The organism is Mycoplasmopsis citelli (genome assembly GCF_900660645.1).
GTDB lineage: Bacteria > Bacillota_I > Bacilli_A > Mycoplasmatales > Metamycoplasmataceae > Mycoplasmopsis > Mycoplasmopsis citelli.
Genome location: NZ_LR215036.1, coordinates 1 through 19098, shown reverse-complemented (window position 1 = coordinate 19098; position 19098 = coordinate 1). Strand labels below are relative to the sequence as shown.

At 26.2% G+C, this 19098-nt stretch carries 21 protein-coding genes; 15 read left to right on the top strand and 6 right to left on the bottom strand.

The features are described from left to right. Positions 1 to 54: 54 nt before the first annotated feature. From rpmG to nusG, 3 genes are read left to right on the top strand one after another with little or no spacing between them, the layout of a single operon-like run. Entirely contained in the window at positions 55 to 201 is a 147-nt protein-coding gene (rpmG, locus tag EXC58_RS00100; protein ID WP_129725045.1) for a 50S ribosomal protein L33, read from the top strand. 2 nt (positions 202 to 203) lie between these two features. Continuing rightward, positions 204 to 431, top strand: a complete 228-nt coding sequence (gene secE / locus EXC58_RS00095; protein ID WP_129725044.1) for a preprotein translocase subunit SecE — start codon at positions 204 to 206, stop codon at positions 429 to 431. A gap of 12 nt (positions 432 to 443) precedes the next feature. Beyond that, positions 444 to 1049, top strand: coding sequence for a transcription termination/antitermination protein NusG (nusG, locus tag EXC58_RS00090; protein ID WP_129725043.1), 606 nt, complete (start codon positions 444 to 446; stop codon positions 1047 to 1049). Positions 1050 to 1113: 64 nt separating this feature from the next. On the opposite strand, the gene EXC58_RS00085 is transcribed toward nusG, so the two are convergent. The 6 genes from EXC58_RS00085 to EXC58_RS00065 form a co-directional block, all read right to left on the bottom strand. After that, positions 1114 to 1824, bottom strand: a complete 711-nt coding sequence (locus EXC58_RS00085; RefSeq protein ID WP_197723771.1) for a hypothetical protein — start codon at positions 1822 to 1824, stop codon at positions 1114 to 1116. A gap of 48 nt (positions 1825 to 1872) precedes the next feature. Continuing rightward, on the bottom strand, positions 1873 to 2094 hold the full coding sequence (locus EXC58_RS04720; protein ID WP_197723770.1) for a hypothetical protein: 222 nt from the start codon (positions 2092 to 2094) through the stop codon (positions 1873 to 1875). A gap of 393 nt (positions 2095 to 2487) precedes the next feature. After that, positions 2488 to 4029, bottom strand: coding sequence for a hypothetical protein (locus EXC58_RS00080; RefSeq protein WP_129725042.1), 1542 nt, complete (start codon positions 4027 to 4029; stop codon positions 2488 to 2490). A 406-nt stretch (positions 4030 to 4435) separates the two neighbouring features. Then, complete coding sequence (locus EXC58_RS00075; RefSeq protein WP_129725041.1) at positions 4436 to 5524, bottom strand: hypothetical protein; 1089 nt, start codon at positions 5522 to 5524, stop codon at positions 4436 to 4438. A 331-nt stretch (positions 5525 to 5855) separates the two neighbouring features. Further along, positions 5856 to 7028 (bottom strand): hypothetical protein, encoded by a 1173-nt coding sequence (locus EXC58_RS00070; protein ID WP_129725040.1) that lies wholly within the window; start codon positions 7026 to 7028, stop codon positions 5856 to 5858. A 395-nt stretch (positions 7029 to 7423) separates the two neighbouring features. Further along, positions 7424 to 8548 carry a hypothetical protein gene (locus EXC58_RS00065; RefSeq protein WP_129725039.1) on the bottom strand — a complete coding sequence of 375 codons (1125 nt, stop codon included), beginning with the start codon at positions 8546 to 8548 and terminating at the stop codon, positions 7424 to 7426. 217 nt (positions 8549 to 8765) lie between these two features. On the opposite strand from EXC58_RS00065, the gene EXC58_RS00060 reads away from it, so the two are divergent. The 12 genes from EXC58_RS00060 (at position 8766) to EXC58_RS00005 (ending at position 18873) form a co-directional block, all read left to right on the top strand. Then, positions 8766 to 10403 carry a DNA cytosine methyltransferase gene (locus EXC58_RS00060; protein WP_129725038.1) on the top strand — a complete coding sequence of 546 codons (1638 nt, stop codon included), beginning with the start codon at positions 8766 to 8768 and terminating at the stop codon, positions 10401 to 10403. Further along, the gene (locus EXC58_RS00055) at positions 10369 to 11031 is read left to right on the top strand and encodes a hypothetical protein (protein ID WP_129725037.1); all 663 of its coding nucleotides are present in this window, start codon (positions 10369 to 10371) and stop codon (positions 11029 to 11031) included. Before EXC58_RS00060 ends, EXC58_RS00055 begins: the two co-directional genes overlap by 35 nt. Continuing rightward, the gene (locus tag EXC58_RS00050; protein ID WP_129725036.1) at positions 11031 to 11471 is read left to right on the top strand and encodes a hypothetical protein; all 441 of its coding nucleotides are present in this window, start codon (positions 11031 to 11033) and stop codon (positions 11469 to 11471) included. The genes EXC58_RS00055 and EXC58_RS00050 overlap by 1 nt, the downstream gene beginning before the upstream one ends. Further along, positions 11458 to 12378 (top strand): hypothetical protein, encoded by a 921-nt coding sequence (locus EXC58_RS00045; protein ID WP_129725035.1) that lies wholly within the window; start codon positions 11458 to 11460, stop codon positions 12376 to 12378. Before EXC58_RS00050 ends, EXC58_RS00045 begins: the two co-directional genes overlap by 14 nt. Next, on the top strand, positions 12368 to 12718 hold the full coding sequence (locus EXC58_RS00040) for a hypothetical protein (protein WP_129725034.1): 351 nt from the start codon (positions 12368 to 12370) through the stop codon (positions 12716 to 12718). Before EXC58_RS00045 ends, EXC58_RS00040 begins: the two co-directional genes overlap by 11 nt. A 16-nt stretch (positions 12719 to 12734) precedes the next feature. Then, a complete protein-coding gene (locus EXC58_RS00035) occupies positions 12735 to 13148 on the top strand; it encodes a single stranded DNA-binding domain-containing protein (RefSeq protein WP_129725033.1) in 414 nt (137 codons plus the stop codon). Beyond that, on the top strand, positions 13139 to 16462 hold the full coding sequence (locus EXC58_RS00030; protein ID WP_129725032.1) for a hypothetical protein: 3324 nt from the start codon (positions 13139 to 13141) through the stop codon (positions 16460 to 16462). Before EXC58_RS00035 ends, EXC58_RS00030 begins: the two co-directional genes overlap by 10 nt. Then, positions 16419 to 17180: a hypothetical protein gene (locus EXC58_RS00025; RefSeq protein WP_129725031.1), complete on the top strand. Its 762-nt coding sequence runs from the start codon at positions 16419 to 16421 to the stop codon at positions 17178 to 17180. Before EXC58_RS00030 ends, EXC58_RS00025 begins: the two co-directional genes overlap by 44 nt. A 22-nt stretch (positions 17181 to 17202) precedes the next feature. Further along, positions 17203 to 17535: a hypothetical protein gene (locus EXC58_RS00020; protein ID WP_129725030.1), complete on the top strand. Its 333-nt coding sequence runs from the start codon at positions 17203 to 17205 to the stop codon at positions 17533 to 17535. 191 nt (positions 17536 to 17726) lie between these two features. Beyond that, the gene (locus tag EXC58_RS00015) at positions 17727 to 18047 is read left to right on the top strand and encodes a hypothetical protein (RefSeq protein WP_129725029.1); all 321 of its coding nucleotides are present in this window, start codon (positions 17727 to 17729) and stop codon (positions 18045 to 18047) included. A 39-nt stretch (positions 18048 to 18086) separates the two neighbouring features. Next, on the top strand, positions 18087 to 18329 hold the full coding sequence (locus tag EXC58_RS00010; protein WP_129725028.1) for a hypothetical protein: 243 nt from the start codon (positions 18087 to 18089) through the stop codon (positions 18327 to 18329). Beyond that, a complete protein-coding gene (locus EXC58_RS00005; protein WP_165177477.1) occupies positions 18298 to 18873 on the top strand; it encodes a hypothetical protein in 576 nt (191 codons plus the stop codon). Before EXC58_RS00010 ends, EXC58_RS00005 begins: the two co-directional genes overlap by 32 nt. Positions 18874 to 19098: the final 225 nt, after the last annotated feature.

Sequence of the window (19098 nt, the reverse complement as noted above, 5' to 3'; positions counted from 1 at the left end):
TAAAGCATTATTTAAAGACCCATTTTAGCTTTTAAGTGTTATAATAAATAAACAATGAAAAGTAAAATATCAATTGCCTGTGAAAAGTGTCGTAAAAAGAATTACGTCACTACTAAAAGTAGCGGAAATGATCAACGAGTAATTTTAAAAAAATTTTGTCCACAGTGTAACGAACATACAATGCATAAAGAAGAGGTATAAAAATGAATAATCTTTTTGATGTTGAAGAAAAAGAAATCAAACCAGTAAAGCCAAAAAGATATTGAATGAGAAAAATCATTAAAGAAATTAAAAGGGTAAAATGGCCATCAAATAAAAATAATGTTTATTCGTTTATTAAAATATTGATTTTTACTTTAGTTATTGGTGCATTTGTATTTATTGTTTCATTTGCTTTTACTCAAATATGAACCGCAAATCATTTAACCTAAAAAAGGAGCAACATGCAAAAATTTAATTGATATATGATTTCAACTATTACCGGAAAAGAAGATTTAGTTGTTGAAGCACTTAAAAACAGAATTATCGCAGAAGAAGTGGCTCAGCATTTTGATTCTAGCGCTACTGAAGATGGAGCTTTTAAAATTTTTAAAAAACCAACTTTAACAGCTAAAGAACTAGCTAAAAAATTAAACGGTGAAGTTTATAAAATTAAGTGAGTAAACATGTACCCAGGTTATATTTTTATTAAAATGGACATGACCGATAAGGCTTGATATGTGATTCGGAACACTCAATATGTTACTGGACTTGTTGGTTCTTCGGGTAAAGGAGCAAAACCAACTCCGGTAACTCAACGAGAAATCAAAAAATCGCTAGTAAAAGAAAAAGAAGCTTTACAGCGCTTTGAAACTGATAAAAATTACTTTGCATTTAAAGAAGGCGATGTAGTAGTATTTGAAGATACCGCATATAAAGGAACCGAAGGAACTATTAAAAGTATTAGTTCAGATTCAAATATTGCCGAAGTAATTGTAGAGACCTTTGGTAAAAATGTTATTGTAGAAACTAATATCGAAAATCTTCGTCCATATAATAACGAAAATTAATTTTTCCAAAAACAATCATAAAAAGTGGTTATAATATCTAACCACTTTCTTTTTTAACACTATTTTATTCATTTAATTTTCAATATCCTTTTTTTGAACTACCTATATATTCTAAATTATCTATTTTTTTAATTATTCTTCAAATAGTTTCAACAGTTACGCCAGCATGAATCGCTATCTCTTGACGCGTTATTTTATTATTCTCTTTAATTTTTTCTTTTATAAGTTCTATAAGATATATTTCTCTCTTTTGAGGGACATTTTCTCCGACCTTCAATGTCGCTATTTTCTTCAATGGAATTATTATTGTAAAAACATCTCCTTCTTCAAAAATTGGATTAGCTCAAGAATAAAGTCGTGTGTTTTTATAAGTGTTTCTCATTCCTGAACCAAGTTCATCTGCAAAACCTATTTCTCTAAATACTTTAGCAATTGGTTTAAAGTTATTTAAATCCAATTGACCCATTAAATGTGATAAATCGGAATTTTCAACAGTTATTTTTTCATCATCAATAATCATTCTTACTGGATATACGCTTGAATAATCACGATGAGCCAAAGTATTTGAAACTATTTCTCTTAAAATTTTACTTCTAGCATCAACTCTAAAAATTCCATCTAAAATAAATAAATCATTTAAATGTTTTTTGCCAAAATCCATCAGTTTATAATAACTTTCAATTAAATTTGTAGTTATAACTTCTCTATCATCATATCTATCTTTATTAACAACTCTAAAAATAGCATCATTTTTATACTGTGGAAGTACTGACATAATTGTTGCTTTTTTACCAAAAAGTAAAATAGCGGCTAAAGTAATTCCTTATTTTCCTGTTTGTGGGTGTTCTAAAATTAGTTTTAAAATTCGAAGAAATTCTTCATAACTCATGTTTTTTCAAGGATGATTTTCATTTCTATTAACTGCTTCTTTTTTCAGTTTATCAATTAAGCTTAAATCTAAGCGATCAATTTTAATATTAGGAAAAACCTTATTTACATAATAAGTATCTTGCTTTCTTGCATATAATTTATATACAAGTTCCAAGTTGCTTATGATGTTAATATTTCCTTCATAATATCTGTCAAAAAGCTTACCATTGTGTCTACAAACTTACTTTCCTCTAGGTACTTTAATATAAAGAACTTTTTTACCATCTATATCAAATATTTCAACATTCATTAGTTTCCTCCAGAAAATTTTTTTAATGTGTAAAAAAACTAACACGTTCTAAAAATGTGGTGGAAATTCTTGCTATTTTTCCATAATTTAAAATAAATTTCATGGAAAAATTATTGATTTTTTCAAAATTACTTAGCTTTAAATAATTTTTATTTTTAACAAAAATAAAAATTACCTCAACTTTGTTGAGGTAAAAATATTTTCTTTTATTAGCTAAATTAATTTGAAGTAAAGACTAGGCTTGGCTGTTTTAATAATTTAATTCCCGCTATTCCCAGCCATTTCAGTACCACTAGTAGGTTGAGATGCATCTCCTCCGGTTTGAGCATCCATTGAATCAGTATTTCCACCTGAGGTCATTGGAGCATTTTGAGGTTGAGAGCTAGGTGATTGTGGAGAAGAATCTATAGATCCTGAAGCTGGAGTCTCTCCTCCTGATGCTGATGAATCTTGTTTACCATCTGTTGAACCTCCAGTAGTAGAAGGAGTTCTTTGAGGAGAAGCTGCAGGTTGATTTTGTGTTCCCATATCTCCGCTTGAAGGTTCAGTTGCCATTGTATCTTTAGCATTTTTGCCTTCTGTACCCATACTATCTGTTGAAGATTTTTGTTCAGATTGAGTTGTATTTCCGTTGTCCATTCCTCCTTGTGGAGAAGTTTCTTTAGTAGTAGAATCCATAGAAGCATCTTTTTGATGCATATTATTATCTACAGTTGTATTTGATGAACCTGTCATGTCTTGATGACTTGTTCCATCTTGAGCTTTCATATTTGCATCTGCATTGTCTCCTGTTGATGGAGAGCTTTGAGGCTGATTACTCATTGTTCCTTGATCTGAGCTTTCACTTCCACCTTGCATTTTGCTTGAATCTGCTGAATCTGTGGTATCTTTTGGACCCATTTCTCCTGTTTGAGGCATTGATGAAGGTTTTTCGGTAGAAGTTTCTGCTGCTTGATCCGAAGGCATCGCTTCTTCACCACCTTCATTTTCTTTTTTAGGATCGGTTGCAGTTCCTGATGATGATCCTGCTTCTCCTTCTGCTTTTGGTGGAGTTTCAGAAGTTGATGGTGTGGTTGGGTTGGTGTTTTCTTTAGGTTGATCTGTTGGTGTATTTTGTTTTTCTTCAACCTTTTTAGAATTTTGTGAATTTAATTTACTTTGTAATGAATTAATTTCTAAAACATTAATTGACGAAACTCCGTTTTCAACTTTAAAAATTGAATCACCTTGCGATTTTAACGAATCTAGATATGCTTGAACTTCTGCATCACCTTTAGTTTTTAAAATTTCTAATAATTCTAAAGCTTGAGAATAATATTTTTCCAAACGAACAATATCTTTTTCAAATTGTTCATCAGTATATTTAGAATTAACAAATGAAGCTTTTCTTTCTTTTAGATTTTTAAAATATTGAGCATAATCTTCTTTTGTAAATTGTTCATTGTAAAGTGGAAGTTTTTGAATTTCAGCTTTAAGTTGTTGAAATGACGCAGATAATGAAGGGGTAGTTCCAGTACTTGGATTAGGAGCTGGGGTTTCTTTTCCTTTTTGGTCATCTGGATTTGGATCTGGATTTGGATCTGAAGGATTTTGTACTTCTGGTTGTGGAGCTGTACCAGGTTGTGGTTGTTGTCCTTCCCCATTATTAGGTGGAGGGGTTGTCTCATTACCAGGGGTTCCTTGAGAACCATCGCCCTTTTGAGGTGGGGTTGTTGGACTTGAACAAGATACTGAAGCTATTGAAATAATAGCAGGAGTTGCTAATATAAATAAATGTTTTAATAATCTGTTTCTTTTCATAGTATCATTATATATATATATATATAAGTGGAATTTTTTCCACATTGTTCCACATTTATTTTTTAATGCTTTAAAAAATATTCTAAATTACCAAATTAATCCTAAAAATGTGGAATAAAATAACATTTTAATAAGTTATTTTTTGTTTTTTGTGTCTATATAAAATAAAATAATATTGTAAATTTTAAAAATTTCACAGAATAATTTAATTTTCTACTCTTAAAAACAAGAGTTTATTTTTAAAATCAATAAATATAAAAAACGAAATTTAGCAGAATAATTTAATTAATAAAAAGAGCGAGAATTTCAATTTCTCGCTCTTTTTTAGAAAAAATTATATTTAATTAAGCTAATTATCAAGTTAAAACTTTGATATTTTTACATTATTTATGAAAATTAAGTTCTTTTATTTAGATGTTAGTCATCCAAGTCCCGGAATTAAGCTTATCAAACGCTTAAGTCCTTGCGTTAAGTTTTTTACAAATGAAGGTTGAGTAGTGGATTCTTGAGACATAGAATCTGGATTAGTTCCTGTTGTTGATACTCCATTTTCACCACTCATTCCTTGAGTTCTAGAATTTTCCATAGGATCTTTATCAGTTTTCATAACCTTTTCTTTTTCGCTTGAATTTTTCATATCTGGTGATCCCTCAGATTCTTTAGATGACATTGAATTTGTTCCAACATCTATCGATTTATCATCTCCACTAGATTCTGTTGATGGATCTGTGTTAGAACTAGGAGTTCCTTCTTTTGAAGAACTATCTTTTCCACTTTCAGAAGCTGATTTAGTTTCAGGTTCTGGTTTTGGTTGTTTTTCTTCAACATTTTTAGAATTTTGTAAATTTAATTTATTAAATAATGAATTAATTTCTAAAACATTAACTGTTGTAACTCCGTTTTCAACTTTAAAAATTGAATCACCTTGTGATTTTAACGAATCTACATATGCTTTAACTTCTGAATTGGTTTTGGTTTTTAAAGCTTCAGATAATTCCAGAGCTTCAAAATAGTATTTTGCTAAACGATTTGCATCATCTTCAAATTGTTTAGCACTATATTTTGCGTTAACAAATGAATCTTTACGAGATTTTAGATTTTTAAAGTATTGATCATAAACTTCCTTGGTGTATTGATCGTTATAAAGTGAAAGCTTTTTAATTTCAGCTTTAAGTTGTTTAAATGACTCAGATAATATAGGTGTGGTACCAGTACCAGTACCGGTGCCTAGATTAGGGCTTCCATTTCCCTCGTTTGGTTTGGAATTTTCTTTAGGAGGGGTTTCAGGTTTAGGTTGTGGAGTTGGGTCAGGTTTTCTTTGTTGGTTTGGTGGTTGAGTTTGAGTTGGAGGGGTTATTTGACTAACAGTATTTCCTTGAGAATCACCGTCCTTTTGAGGAGATTTAGTAGGGGTTGAACAAGATAATGAAGCTATTGAAATAATAGAAGGGGTTGCTAATATAAATAAATTTTTTAATACTCTGTTTCTTTTCATAACAAGTGTATTATATAAATAAGTGGAATTTTTTCACATTTATTTTTTAATGTACAAAAAAATATTCTAAATTGTACAATTAGTCCTAAAATTGTGGAATAATATAAATTTTAAGTAAATAAATGTTGCCTTTTATCTCTATCTAAAATAAAAGAATATTAAAAATTTTAAAAAAAATAAAAAAGAACAAGAATTTTAATTTCTCGTTCTAATTTAACAAAAAACATATTTAATGATATTATGCCTTTAAGTTTGGATTTTATTGTCCAACTTTCGGGGTTTATATCAATATTTCTCTTAATTTTATTAATTTTAAAGTTGATTATTTAGTTTAAGTGGTTGAGCTATTCTTAACAATTGCTTGGGCATTTAATTTAAAAACTACTCCATTTAATTTTTGATAATCAATTGAAGGTAAGTTTTCATCTGAAGCCTTAATAAAAATATTATTAGCTTTTTGTTGTTCTTCTTGAATATATTTAAGAAGGGTATCATAAGAAACTGATTCTTCGAATTGTTTTTCTAATTCTGCTACTTGCGCATATAAATATTTCAAGTTTCAAACATCTAACTTAAATTTTGTTTTTTTATACAAATTTTTTGCATCTACGAATTTTTGTTCTTTTTCTGTGTATTTATTAATAACCTCTTCGTATTTTTCTTTTGTTCTTCCAGATTGATAGAAAACAAGTTCTTCAAGTTGTCCTTTTAATTTTTTAACATACTCATCTTTTAGATTTTTTTGTGAATCAACTTTTGGTTGTTGTTCTCCCTCGTCTTTTTTTGGAACAGTTTCAGAAGTTGATGGTGCTTTTGGATTAGTTTCAGGTTCTGTTGTATTTTGTTTTTCTTCGACCTTTTTAGCATTTTGTGAATTTAATTTACTTTGTAATGAATTAATTTCTAAAACATTAATTGATGTAACTCCATTTTCAACTTTAAAAATTGAATTGCCTTGTGATTTTAACGAATCTAGATATGCTTGAACTTCTGCATCACCTTTAGTTTTTAAAATTTCTAATAATTCCATTGCTTGAGAATAATATTTTTCCAAACGAGTGACATCTTTATCAAATTGATCAGCAGTATATTTTGAATTGATAAATGAATCTTTTTGTTCTTTTAAATTTTTAAAGTATTGGTCATAATACTCTTTTGTAAAGTTATCTTTGTAAAGTGAAAGTTTTTGAATTTCAGCTTTAAGCTGTTGAAATGGCGAAGATAAAGAAGGAGTGCTTCCCGTTCCTGGATTAGGATTTCCTTCATCTTTTTTATCAACTTGGTTTGGGTTTGGGTTTGTTTTAGTAGGCTTTTCAGGTTCTGGTTGTGGTTGTGGTTCCTCTCCATTATTAACCGGAGGGGTTGTCTCACTCCCAGGGGTTCCTTGAGAATCGCCGTCCTTTTGAGGTGGGGTTGTTGGACTTGAACAAGATACTGAAGCTATTGAAATAATAGAAGGTATTGCTAATAAAAATAAATGTTTTAATACTCTGTTTCTTTTCATAATAAATTCATTATATATATAAGTTAAATTTTTTCCACTTTTTTCCACATTTATTTTTTAATGCTTTAAAAAATATTCTAAATTATCCAATTATTCCTAAAATTGTGGAATTAAATAAAATTTTAATAAGTTTATTTTTGATTTTTGTGTCTATATAAAATAAAACAATATTATAAATTTTAAAAAATTTCACAGAATAATTTAATTTTCTATTCTTAAAAACAAGAATTTATTTTAAAATCAATAAATATTAAAAAATGATTAATAAAAAGAACGAGAATTTGAATTTCTCGCTCTAATTTATGAAGCATTATATTTAATTAAGCTAATTATTGGACTAAAACTTATCCATTTTCATTATTTGTAAAATTAAATCTCTTTATTAATTGGGTTATTTAAGTAGTAGAAGGTGTATCGCCACCAGATGCTGAACCCATAGTATTACTTGTTGTTGAATCTGCAGGCTGAGCATTAGCTCCTTCAGACACAGAATCTGATGGAGTTGCTGCAGATGATGCAGGGGGTTGAACACTCATACCGCTTCCTGAAGGAGAGCTTTCGGTAGCTGGCTGATTTTGAGTTGACATATCTTTTGCTGAATTTTCGCTTCCTTTTTCTTCTGTAGCCATATTACCTTCAGAAGTCATAGATCCTTCTTGTTCCATATTTTTAGCACCCATTGCTTGACTTTCAGTATTTTTCATAGAACTGTCTTCTGTTTTCATAGTGTTTCCTTCTTCACCTGAATTTTGAACACTTGATGAAACTTCAGTTTCTTTAACTTCCATTGAATTTGTCCCACTATCCATTTGTTTATTATTTGCTTCTACTGTTGATTCACCTTGCATTTCTTTTTTATCTCCATCAGCTTTCTCCGAAGACATGTCTTTTGGTTGGCTTGGATTCATATCTCCAGATTGATTCATTGTTGGAGAACTTACACTAGATTCTGCTTTACCTTGTTGTGAAGAAGTATCTTTATCACTTTGAAATGAACCTTCCATCATTGACGATTCAGAACCTGATGAAGTATTTCCAGTTTTTGAATCTTCATCCATTTTTGCTTCATCACCTTGAGTCATGTCATCAGTTTTTTGTTTACCTGAAGTTTCAGAAGTTTTTTCTTCTTGTTTTTCGGATTTTTCGCTTCCAGATTCTTTCATTTCTTCGTTAGATTTTGGTTTATTAGTTTCATCTTTTTGAGATTGACTAACTGATTTGAATTCTGGTTTTGGACCTATTTCAATAGTTCCGAATCTTGTTTGTGGAGAAACTTCTCCTTTTGGTGGTGTAGTATTAGAAGTATTATTTGCAGGTGGAGTTGTTGCAGGTGGAGTTGTTGCAGGTGGAGTTGTTGCAGGTGGAGTTGTTGCAGGTGGAGTTGTTGCAGGTGGAGTTGTTGCAGGTGGAGTTTGTTTTTGATCACCTTGAGCTGAATTTGAACAAGATACTGAAGCTATTGAAACAATAGCAGGAGTTGCTAATATAAATAAATGTTTTAATAATCTGTTTCTTTTCATAGTAACAGTATTATATATATATATATATATAAGTGGAATTTTTTCCACATTGTTCCACATTTATTTGATAGTCTGTAAAATTTGTGGGTAGAGAAAAATTCACATCCTTAGGGGTGTGAATTTTTTATTTTAAAGCAAAGGAGATTTAATGAAAAATAATACAACACAATGAAAATTTAATAATCAAAAATACTTTAGGAAATAAAAAAAATTAATCATGCAGACACTTAGAATATTTGAAGCTTTTGCTGGGCTTGGAGCTCAAATAAAAGCTCTTAAAAAGCTTGGAAACGAAAAAGGTTTTCACGTTGAAAGCGTTGGTTCTATTGAATGGGGAATTAATCAAATTATTTCATATCAAATTTTAAATTTTGGCCACCTTAAACCCGAAAAAAATTTTACTAAAGAACAATTAATTGAAAAACTTACTCCTTACACTTTTAGTTTTGATACTAAAAACGAAATCAAAGTTAATTATTTTAATTCACTTAGCGAAGAAAAACTACAAAGGATGTTTCCTTACCTTTACTCATTTGTTAATCCTTTGTATTTTAGGAAAGTTTATAAAAAATCCCCACCAAATAACCATACTGATATTAAAAAGTTTACTCAACTTCCTGAAAATATTGATATCTTTACTTATTCATTTCCCTGTGTTGGTTTTTCACAAGCTGGACCCCAACAAGGATTTGATAATCCACAAAGTCAATTAATTTATGAAGTTCAACGGATTTTAGAAAGTAATTTAGATAAATTACCAAAAGTATTAATTTTAGAAAATGTTCCTGCTTTAGTTGGACCAAAATTTTTAGGAGATTTTGAACGTTGAGTTGAATTTTTATCTACTCTTGGATATCACACTACTTGAGAAGTAATTAATTCAGCTAATTTAGGGTCAGCTCAAAATCGTAAACGGGTATATGCTGTTTCGATTTTAAAATCTGTATCTTCAGAACCTTTTAAATTTAAAGATGTCAAGCAAAAAGAGATTTTTTTGGAAGATATTTTAGATTCTAACTTAGACTATCGAAACTATAATCATTTATTAACTAAACACCCATTAGGAAAATTTACAACATCTTTTAATAACATCACAAGTACAAGATTGAGCAACAATTTTTCAAACTTTAATTCATATGCTCAAGTTTTCTTAGCTCAAGGTAAAGGACCAACACTTACAGCACAAGGAACAAATTCTGATTTAAAATTTTATTTTCCTAAGCAAAATACACTGAGAATTATTTCACCAAAAGAAGCTTTTGTTTATATGGGATTTGATCAAGAAGATTTTAATTTAATTGAACAAAGCGATTTAATTACCGAAACTCAAATGAAACTTCTTGCCGGAAATTCTATTAGTATTCAAGCTCTTTATAGTATTTTTAGCAATATTTTTGATTATTTAAATAAGCACAATTATTGATTATTACCACATCATTATAAAACTCAATCACAACGCAAAAAGCTTTCTTTATATGAGCTTATTGATATTGAACGACACAAATTCATCACTACTAAAAAATTAAGGTTTTATAAAGAAACAATTCGTAAGTATTGTCAGAATAAGGAAATTTATGAACCGAAAAAATGAATGAAAATTATTCATTCAAATTTTAAAAAAGAAGGAATTTATAGTTCATTATTTAAAGCTTCACGAGCACTATGAGATAAAAACTTTTTAGATCGTCCATATTATAAACTTGGACCTAATGGACTATTTATTCCTATAAATTTGAATGTTCTTTACCAATGGCTTACTAAAATTTATTTTTTTGATTTAATCCCACAACTACAAACACAATTAACCAAAGGAGAACAAAATGATCCCATCCAAAAGCAAAATGTTTTATATTAAAGCTTTATGACCAATCTTTTTTAGTGGTCAGTTAGTTATATTTATTAATTATTTTCATTTTTCAAAAGAGTATATTTGATTAAGTGTTTTTATTTTACTTTGAAGTTTATTAATAGTTTTATTTAAGTTTAGCGAAAATATCCAAAATCTATTTTATAAATTTAAGTATAAAAAAATCTTTTTAAAATACAATTATCAACTCGCTCAACAAAAAGCTGTTGATGAGCTTAAAAAAGAAATTATGAATAACACTCCAAAAGCTTTTAAAAATATTAAAGATGAAACTGAAATTGAATCTTTAAAACATCAAGAAAAAGTATTTTTAAATAACATAAACTTAAAACTTCAACAAGTTAAACAATTATCTTCTAATCCATCATTTGGCGAAATTCAATCAATTTATAAAAAAATAAAAAACAACAACATCACACAAATTGATCAAATGATTAATCAATTACAAAAAAATGAAAACCTTAAATTTTTGGCAGCACAAAAAGCTAACATTATAACACGAGCTAATGAACTAAAACGTAAAGCATCTAGTTCATATAACCATTCTTTTCAAATTGAACTTTTAAAAAATACACACGAATCTTCAAAAATTGAACAAATAAAGGAGGCTCAATAATGTACTTGTGATTATTCGAATTATTTATTCCTATTTTTATAATTAGCTTAATTACTAAATTTATCTTTGAAGTCCTTTTTCCACACAAAAGAAATCTTAATTTTTTAGTTAATGTAGGATCTGTTAATTTAACTTTTATTCCAATATTTTTCTATTTATTTTCTGTAAGAAAAATATCAACAGAAATGTTTGCTGTTTTAGTTGTTTTATCTAATATTGTTTTAATTTTTGATTTACTAATTTTAGTTAAATTAATTAGAAATATTTATTTTAATCATATTTTAAGCAAAATTTTAGATTCGGAACAAAAGAATAAAGATATTGCATATTTAATTTATCGTTATAAATCTCAAGGAGCAACTATTAATAAGAAAAATGCCGAAAAACTTAAAGATGTAGATCCTAATCTTTTGATGGTTCGATTTAATGTTAAAAATTAAATTTTTAATTCCTTTAGGAACTCTTATTTCTAGCAATATTTTCTTAAGCAGTTGTGTTTTTAATAAAAATGTTTTTCGTTTTGATGATAATTCTTCATTTGAAACTCAAAAAAATCCCCCAGAACCCTTACAACCATCTTTAAAAGCAGAATTTCAAAGCGAAGAAGATAACCAAGGTTTTTTTGGTTTTGATGATGCCTTTGAATATTTTTTAATTTCAGAAACCACTCCAATTGCTTTAAAAAATTGAAACAAACGTAAAAATGAGTTTCTAGAAAATCGAAATTGAGTAAAAACAAAATTAGATTATAGAGATAATGATTATGTTAATGAATTAAAAAATGAAGAAATTCAACAAACAAACCAGGATGATACATTTGAACTTTCAATTGAACAGATAACAAAAGATGCTCAAATAAAAAAGTTTAATTATGAGCATATTTGATTTAATAAAAGCATTTCAGATTTACAATATTTTGTTCTTTTTGCTATCAAAGGAGAGCAGTTAGCATATTTACAACAAGAAATAATTAACTCATTAATCGATTATAAACAACAAACAAATCAAAGCAACTTTAATAAATTAATTGAGTTGTTTATTCGATTTATTAATTCTGAAAATTATGCTTTATTTTCAAATACTTATAATGAATTTATTGAGTTTTTTGACTTTGATAATTTTGATTATAAGAAAAATGTTAAAAGTTTATATGCTTTTTTAATTGATCAAAAAACAAAGAATGATTTTAAAGCTTTAGAAGATAAACAATTGTTTGAACAAATTAAAATTTTTATTGCTCAACAACTATCAATTAAAATTTTACAAACCCATTTTAACGAAGTAAACTTTGATTTACTAGTTCATAAACCACCAATTAAAGAAAGGAAATCAAATAATGACCAATAACTTAGAACTTAATATTTTTACTTATACTGGTAAAGAAAATAATAAAAACTTATTTTTAATGTTTACCAATAAAAATAAAGATAAAATCTTTTTTACCGAATTATTAAAAGAACCTTTTAATGAAGATTTAAACACTCAAATTAGTTTTCAAAGTCTTTTAAATAAAAAATTTTTTGTCAATCCCAAAAAATTCTTTACAACTAGTTCAAAAGATAATTTTTTAAATTCTTGCGATTTTTCTGTAGACAAAATTTCGCTGGTAGATTTTGGTAATTCATTATCTTTATTAGAAATATACTCATATGTTGTGAGTAAAAAAACTCAAATCTTATATTTGTAAACTAAAAAGGAGTTTTATGAACCAAGTATATTTAAAAGGAACTTTAGTTAACCCGATTAAATGAATCTTAAATAGAAAAAATGAATATTATGCTTTTTTGACAATTTTAACTCAAAATGACGATAAAAGCAAATCATATATTTCTGTTTACTTAACTAAAAACTTTAAAATATGGGAACACTCACTTAAAAAAGATACTTCGTTATTTATTCAAGGACACATCATTACTGGATATAATGCTCAACAAGCAAAAAATTTCACTTATGTTTTAGCTCATAGTCTCGAAATTCTTCATAATAAATTTAACAATTTAAATGAAGAATTCAAAAACACAAATCAGTTAATTTCACAATCCCAAAATAATCTTACGCAATTTCAAAAACCTAATGAAACTTCAAGTATTATTTTTGATAAAGAAGAATGAGAATAATCAATAAAAAACTTCAAAAATTAAAATTTTTATTTTTATCATTACCAATTGTAGCAACTTTAGTGCCAATTAGTATCAGTGCTAAAGTTGAAGATAATTTAATTACTGAAGTTTTAGAGTTTTTAAAATTGCGTATTAATAACAGTGAAATTATCCAGGATACTTTAAGCATAAATAAAGATGTGTACCACAATAGTTCAATTAATATCGATTATTCAAGTGAATTTGAGAGTTTGATTAATTATTTATCTACTCAACTTAAAAGTTTTTTTGCTCAAGAACGCTATAAAAAACAAAATTACTTATTTAATATTGATTATATAAATAATCAAGAACAAAAAAATTTCATTATTCATATTAGTAATATTCAAAAGCAAACTTGAAAAATTAAAGGACAAATTAATTTTATTAATAAAACTAATTTCTTTAATTCTAGCAATTATTTACAAGCTCAAGGTGAGTTAAATAAATCTTTTTCAAATCCAAATTACAAACTTTCACAAAATACTCTTAAAACATTAAAAAAAGCTCTTGAATTACGCATTCAACGTTTTAATAATTATTCATATACTTTTGATAATAATCAAAACTTACAAGAACAAAAAACTATTAAAGTTTTTGATGAAAGCGTTGATAATCACTTTGTCTTTTTTGCTCCTTTTGGATTTGATTTTTATTCAGAAAATGAAGATGAAAAAGTTATTGTCAATGGAATTAATTTAGAAGTAAAAAACAAACACTTTACTTTTAATTTGGCAAGTATTTTAAAAAAGGATGCTAATACTAATTTATGAGACACTAACACTCCAATAGAATTAAAAATTACAAAATTTAATAAAATTACAGGTTCAGAAATTGTTTCTTATACTGAAAAATGAGATGTTTCATCAACAATTGCTCATTCAGATTTTAAATTGCTTAATTGAAATCCACAAGAGCAATATGCTCAATTTAATCGAATTACTAGTTTTAAAACCACAATTGATAGGAAACCAATTTTAGATGAAAATGGTAATCAAATCCCCAATCCAGATTATGATCCTTACATTGATCCAAAAACTGGAATAAAAAGCAATTTAGTATGAGTAAATTTACCTGAAAGTAATTTTTATACTCAATATTTGCAATATCCAAAATTTATTCAAGATGAATTTAATAATAAATTATCAAATAAGTTTTCAATTGAAAATAATTATTTTCTTAATAATTATTATAAAAATAATAATTTGCCGTTAGGAACTTATTTTTATAATACCGATAAAGTCTTTTTTGAAAATAGTATTTATCAATTTAATGCTCCACAAGGAATTGTTGCTCAATCAATTTCAAGTACTAGTGGAATTGAATTTAAAATAGCACAAGATGCAGATTTAGTTCTTATTTACAAATTAAATCCAAATGCTAAATCTTTAAGTATTGAGCCATTTTTTGAAAATGGTAATCAGTCTTATGTTAAAGTTCTTAGAAATACCGAAAAGGGAATTGAAAATAGCTTTGAAAACTTTTATTTCTCAGCTAATGGAACTTATTTAATTGCTTCATCTAAAAAAGGCGGACAAAGCAACTTTTTATTATTAAATTTGGATGATAAAAATATTCAAGATACATCAGAAAAAGCTAAGGAAGATTTAGTTGATGTAATTAATCGGCCTTATATTGAGCGTTTTTATGATAGCAAAATTGGAAAACTTTTTTCAAGATATTTAACTGAAATATGAAAAATATCCTCTGAAAAAATCAAGAGTCTAAGTTATTATGATGTATTAAATTATTGAAAAAGTTTTATTAAATATTCTGGAACTTTACAAGGAAAAATTAAGTTTTTCGAAAGTAATTGGGAGAATAATTTTTCCGATATTATTAACGATGTTTTAGAACTTAAAGATAACACTTTTGATTTAACTCATACTAAATTTTATAAATACAACATTGTCTTTTTAGAAGCACAACAAGCATTTTTAGATAATGACTTTAAATTAGATCAAGCATATAATAAATTCAAATCTTCACATTTTCAAGACTTAGAAGTAAAACAACAACTTGAAAACCTTGCTTTAAAAAACGATGACTTAATCACTGAAATGCTTAAAAATAAGACTTATATGCAACGTCTTAATCGTAAATTATTTAAATCTAATAATTTATTTTTACAAAGTGTAAGCTTTAAAAAGCTTTCTCCGAAAGGGGATAATGATTATTATTACTCATATGAGTATGAACTCAAATTTAATTCTGTATTTTTTAACCAACAACCTATTATTAAAAAGATAGTTTTAAACTTTAAATCTTTAGTTGCTGATTATACTAAACCAGATACTTCAGGAATTTCTAAAATCGACCAAGAGACTTTAGAAATTAAAAGGAAATTCATTTTAAATGAACCTGTAATTGACCAATATACTCAAAATAAAAATAAAAACTTATTTAAAGAAACAGAATTTAAAAGCCATTTTTCCAGAGAATGATTTAAAAATATTTCCTTAGAAGAATTTAATTTATATACATATAAGCTAAAAATTCTTTATCAGTTTGATGATATCGAATTAATTATTGAAGTTTCTAAAGGAGATAAAACATTTGTTTTAGACCCTTATAAATTGAAGTTCTTATCTGATAAAGGGAATATCTTTAATTCCTTAAATTTAGATTTAATTAATATTTATCCATTTTTAAATAATTCACAAATTTCAATTCAACAACTTATTGACTTATTAATTTTAGAAATTGAAGATAATTTCAATCCTAAAAAATATTATCAAATCAATTGAGATATTGATAATTTAACTGAATTTTCAAATGCTTTAATTAAATTAATAAACAAGCAAACTGAACAAATTAATCTTAAACTCATTAGTCTTTGCAAAGAGCCAAATTGTACAAAATTTACCAAAACAATTTCTTTAGTAAATTTAGCCCCTTGAGATTTAAAAAATTTAACAAAAGTTTCAATTATTATTGATGATAATAATGTTAAAGATTATATCAATTACACTCAAAATATTTTAAAAGAACTATTTGATACTTTTAAACCTAAAAATATTTATCAAATTAAGCATTTAAATCTACAAGATCTTTATTTAAAAATTAAGGAGACGCTTTATTCTAAGCAGAAAGTTTCTCAAAGTTCTTTTGAGTTAAAACCTTTAAAACAATATCAAAGCTTATATAAGAATTTTTGAAGTGTTGATATTTTTAATAAAACTAATAATTTAAATTACTTAAATATTAATGATATTTTTACATTTGACAATATCCTAGTTGATGCTGATAATGTTAAGAAAATTTTTAAAGATATTATTGAGTTTTTTAACTAATAAAGAAAATGTCTTAGATTACCAAATTAATAGTGATTTTACTCTTGAAGAAATCAAAACACTCATAGCTATTTATAGTGAAAATATTAGTTTTAATGTTTCAAAAACATATATTGTTTTAGGCTCTTATAAAAACATTTTAGAGCAGTTTAACAATTTAATTACCACCCAAGTAAATATACAAAGCAAAGAAAAATTAGAACTTATTTTAAAGCAATTTAAAAACTTTGATAGCTTTGATTTAGCTGATAACAAATTTAAAAATGATTTTTTAAATAAAATTAATCAACTCATTTCTCTTGTTATTAATTCTTCTTCAAAACAAATTAACAAAGAAAAACAAGCAATTATTAATTTGCTAGTGGATAATAAGGAACTTAAAACTACTTTACATTTATATACTTTAATTAAAAACAATACCAAGCAAATTTTGCTCAAAAATTTAAGTGAAGTTCAATTAAGTTCAGAAGAAATTTCAAATATTTTAAATGATATTGATAAAGATATTCACGAACAATTAGAGCAAAAAACAAACACAATTAAAAAAGAAATTGATGCCCAAAAAGAACAAATTAAGAAACAAAAAGCAATTGCTCAAGCTAAAAGAAATCGTGATTTATCAATTGTTTTTGGAGTTTTAGGTAGCGTTAGCTTAGTTGTTGGAATATTAATAACTTGAAGATATTTAAAACGTCGCGGAAAGCTTAAACGAAAGTAAAATAATACCTTTAAGGAAAAATATGAAAAGCAAAATTTATAGTGCTTTATTATTTAGCAAAGAACAAATTCAAAACATCAAAGAAGACCCGTATTTATCAGAAATAATTTCAAAACTTCAAATTAGCGATAATGAAATTGTTAATAATATAGATTATTTTTTAAAAATTCACGATCGTCAAATAATGCCAAATGAATATATAGACATTATTGAACTTTTTCGTGATGAAAATGGAAAACTAAGTGCTTCATTTCGGTATGCTGATAACGCAAAAGCTAAAGCTTTTTTACAAAATCAATTAATTAAATATAAAGAATTAGGATTTTTAAATATAAATATTTTTTTAGTCAGTTAAAGCTTTCATCTTTAGTTCCTACTAACTTATTAAATCACCAAAAACAATTTCAAAGCAACATAAAACAAATTAAAAAAGGTTTTTATATACAAAGTAAAAATACTGATGACATTGTAAAAATTTTTAACTCAATTGCTAATGATTTTGTTAAAAATCATGTTCAAGTAGCTTATATCAATGTATCAAATTTAATGAATTACATTAAATCTACTTTTAATAACCCTGATGAAAATAGTGAGTTAATAGTTAAAAATTTAAGCAATATTAGTGTAGTGATTTTTGATAATTTAGGTTTTGAACAATTACCAAAATGATTTTTTGAAAAGCTTTATAAGATTTTAGAACATAGGAAAATGTATGGAAAAATCACTTATTTTTCAAGTCCTTTTTCATTGGAATTTATAGCTCAAAATATTTTATTAGAAGATAACAACAATATTTTTATAAAAAACCAAAAAGAATATTTTTACCAAACAATTAAAGGTTTAATCGAATTTGAAATTACTATTTAAAAAACTTTCACTCCCGCTAAAAAACGAAAGGAAAGAACTATGTTAAATAACTATCAAATACTCTCAGAATTATTTTTAAATATTCAAAACTCTAAAAGTAAATTTTATCAGAGCAAATCATCAAAAGATTTTGAAGACGTAATGCAACGACTTTTAGATAGTTTAAATTTTGTTAAATTAAGTAATGATAAGGAATATAAACTTCAACATATTTATAATAAAGAATTAATGTTTGATGAAAAAATTACTTATGAGCAAGTTGAGCAAAAATGAAAACTTTAAAAGTTCAAGTGTTAAGCAAAAACAACATCGAATTAATTCAAAATCCTTTAAAACTCTAAAAAATCACTTTATAATTCATCCATTTGGAACTCAACAATTTCCTGATATCTTGATTTTTTGTAATGATTATGTTTTCTGCTTAGAAATTAAAAGCATTAGTAATTTAAACAAAAGTTCTCTTCCAGTATGAAATTCTAATTTACCTAAAGCTTCATCTTTTTATGTATATATTCAAACCAACAACAATATTACATTTTTTAAAGGGGAAGACTTCTTAGGAAATTCAACACGTAGTTATTTAAATTCGTTTTTTGATTTAATTGATGAAAAACAAATGTTAAATGATTTAAAGAAAAAGCTTTCACAACATCATTTACTATCACAAAGTAGCGAAAATATCTTCGGACTTGTACCTAAAATTCGAAAATCTTTTAACTACTCTTTATCTTTTGCTACTAATAGAAACATTGGTATTTTTGATAATAACCTAAATAAGAATTGAGAAGATAAATTAATTACGTTTTTAAGGACTTTCAATGAATAATAAAAAGAAAGAGCAATTTTTTACTAACCCTAAAATTAGCGACTTATTAGTTCGTAAAATTAACTGAATTTTTCTCAAATAGCATTTATCAACCACTATTATTGAACCAAGTGCTGGAAGTGGAAATTTTATCAATTCACTTATTAATTATGGAATTAAAGCGGAAAATATTTTAGCTTATGAAATTGATAAAAGTTTTAGTAAAAATAAACTTTTAATGATTAA